The following is a 2,875-nucleotide window of genomic DNA, read 5'->3' on the forward strand; positions in this document are numbered from 1 at the left end:
TGGTGGCCCGTCTTCTCCGACACCCGTGACGCCTACGCGTCCAGGCTGCACGCGCTCGGCGTTCCGGAAGCCATCACTCAGGAGATCCTCGGGCACGAGCGGGGTGGCAAGGCCACGTGGATCTATACGCACGCGGCGGCGGACTACGCGGGCCAGGTCCTCGCAGCGTTGGAGGACGGGAAGCCGGGTGCGACGCTCAGGGATGTCGGGCGTCGGCTGCATACGGTGCCAGCCGTGTGAGTGCCGGTGTCTCAACCTTCGATCTACGTTGCGATGCTCGGTTTGTTGCGGTACCAGCAGCTTGCAGGTGGTGGCGGGGTGGCTGTCGGCGTGTGCCGGGGTGCCGTCGATGTTCATCAGGCACTTTCACCGAATGGGCCCGCTAAGTGGTGGAGGTGCGACGGTCTGTCCACTGTGGGAGGGCAAACAGTCGTCCCCTGACAGGCGGTGAATCTCGGTGTCCGTCCCCCATCGTCCGGCCACGCTTTTCCTGGCCTTCTTCCTCGCGCTCGCCGTAGCGCCCGCAGCACCGGCCAGCGCCGGAGCGCAGGACCCGCCTGCGACTTTGAAATCGGACAGTCTCACCGCCCACAAGGACGACCGCTCCCCCGGCATCCGGGCGACCCTGAGCGTGTACGTCCCCAGGAAGAAGGACGGGGGGCAGAACTGCCTCGATGTGTGGCAGGTGGGGGTGGCGGTGCGCCCTGGCGGACAGGGGTCGGACTACTCCCCCTCAATCAACGAGAAGACAGAAATCTGCTCCGGCGCCCACAAGGTCTTCACCACCGAGCCCAAAACGCTTCCGCCGGGAGCGACGTACTACGGCTACTACCTGACCCGCGACAAGTACGGGAAAGCAGAGTGGCACAGCCTCACCAAAGAGGTCCCCGTGACCGTAACCCCCAAGCCGGACTTCACGACTGGCCGCGAGCACGTCTTTGACGAGGATTTCAGAGACCCGGAGGCCAGCCAGAAAAGGTGGAACAACACCAAGAGCGGTGCCTACGAATGGAACGACAAGCTGCTGGGGCCGAACGACAAGTTCGGCACCATCAACCCGAAGGACAACAAGCTGGACCGGATCACTCCTGGCCGGGTGACGGTAGCGAACGGGCAGGCGAGGTTCACCGCCAAACCGGACGGCCCATCTCTGCCGCCGGTGAAGGACCCGAATACGGGTGACCCTCTGCCCGAGAGCTGCGGCAAGGACAAGAACCCGGAAAAGAACCCGGAAAAGAAGCTGGACAAGGGAAACCCGGACAACAAGGAGAACGTAACTAAGAGCTGGAATACCGGGCTGCTGACGACCCAGGATTCCCGGGATCCCAAGTTCAGAGGCGGCTTCACGGTCCAGCCTGGCGACTATGTGGAGACCCACGTCGAGCTGCCCACCCAGAAAGATTCCTGGCCGACAGGCGCCTGGCCAGCTCTGTGGACGTGGGGTGCCCGCAATCCGGAAAAGCTCCCCGAGGATCCCGGGAAATGGGAAGGCGACAAAGGTGAGGTCGACTCCTTCGAGTACCACCCCGGCCCGGACCCGGGCATGGGCAACCCGCACCTGCTGGAGCTCACCAACCGCGTACGGAAGCCCAACCCGACGGCTCACTACACCGACACTCGGGACATCGCCCCGGGCAAGTGGGTGAAGATCGGTACGTACTACGGCAGGGATTCGGTCGACTGGTACGTCAACGACATCAAGGTCTTCTCCGACAAGGAAGGCGTGCCCGAGGGCTGGAAGGCGTACCTGATCCTGAACCTGTCCGTAAGCGGCAACTGCTACGGCCGACAGCCCCAGCCCAAGGACAAAGGTGAGATCGGCTATTCCGCCGACTACGTGCACGTCTGGCGCTGAGCCTCGATCCACCGCGTAATCAGAGATCACGCGGTGGATCGAGGCTGATCTCGTAGCCGGGCGGTGTCGGTGCCGCCCGGCATCATGCTCAGCATCGAGGGACCGAAGGGACTGGCGTGTGAAGGCCGATGAGATCCACTTGAGCTACACCGACCCCATGACCGGGAAGGCCGCGCGAGAAGCGGTACCGCGAGGTGCAAGTGGCTGGCGCTACCCCGAGACCCGCTCTGGAATGGCTCCCGCTACCGGTTGGTCATGCGAGGCCCGAGGCAGTGGTGAGCGGTGCCCAGCGACCCGAACCGGTATGAGCAGGTGGGGCCATGGCCCAGTGAGCGGTGTGCATCGTGAAGTTGCTGGTGTTGGCTCTGGTGTGCGTGGGGTTTCGGGTACTCGCCCTGGTCATGGACGGATGACTTCGGTGAAGATCGTCGGTCAGCGGAAGACCTCGCGGTTCGTCAGGACCAGCAGGGCCCTGACCAGGGCAGTCGCCCACTTCGGGGCGGTGCGGACCTTGCCGAGCACCCTCCAGTTCTTCAGGTGGGCGAAGCCGTGCTCGACGGGCGCCCGTACTGCGGCGAGCGCGGTGTTGGACAGCTTCTGACCACGTGCCAGGGGGTGGTTCCGGGTGGCCTTGTAGCCTGTGATCACCGCCGGGTCGGTGTCCGGATCGCTGTCGTCGAGGCCGGTAAACCCGAGGTCGGCGATGGCGCCGAGTTCGGCTGCCCGCAGGCGGGTGGTGAGTTTGTCGTGGCGGCAGGCGGTGATCTCCGACGTGCGTCCGGGCCGTGCCGCGGAGACCCAGAGCAGTCGGCCGTTCTCGTCGGTGAGGGCGATGACGAGCAGGCCATGGCACTTGCTCTTGCCCGAGTAGTTCTTCCGGTTCTCGCTTCCGGTGCGCCGCCGGGTGCGGATGAGGGAGCCGTCCAGCAGGACGATGCCGCCGCCCTTTCGGGCGATCTTCTTCAACGCCCGGTCCAGGCGCGGGGCGCGGGCGGCCAGCAGATGCACGACTTCGCGGAC

At 65.2% G+C, this 2,875-nt stretch carries 2 protein-coding genes and 1 pseudogene; 2 read left to right on the forward strand and 1 reads right to left on the reverse strand.

The annotated features are described in order from the left end of the window. Window positions 1–240 (forward strand): annotated as a pseudogene (locus ACZ4D5_RS43400) (hypothetical protein); the annotation flags it as partial. A 217-nt stretch (window positions 241–457) separates the two neighbouring features. After that, a complete protein-coding gene (locus ACZ4D5_RS43405) occupies window positions 458–1,855 on the forward strand; it encodes a LamG domain-containing protein (RefSeq protein WP_467778067.1) in 1,398 nt (465 codons plus the stop codon). A 432-nt stretch (window positions 1,856–2,287) separates the two neighbouring features. On the opposite strand, the gene ACZ4D5_RS43410 is transcribed toward ACZ4D5_RS43405, so the two are convergent. Further along, window positions 2,288–2,875, reverse strand: a 588-nt coding sequence (locus ACZ4D5_RS43410; RefSeq protein ID WP_467778068.1) for a transposase family protein, incomplete at its 5' end; no start/stop codon positions are given.

This window comes from Streptomyces sp. NPDC025651, from assembly GCF_055558735.1.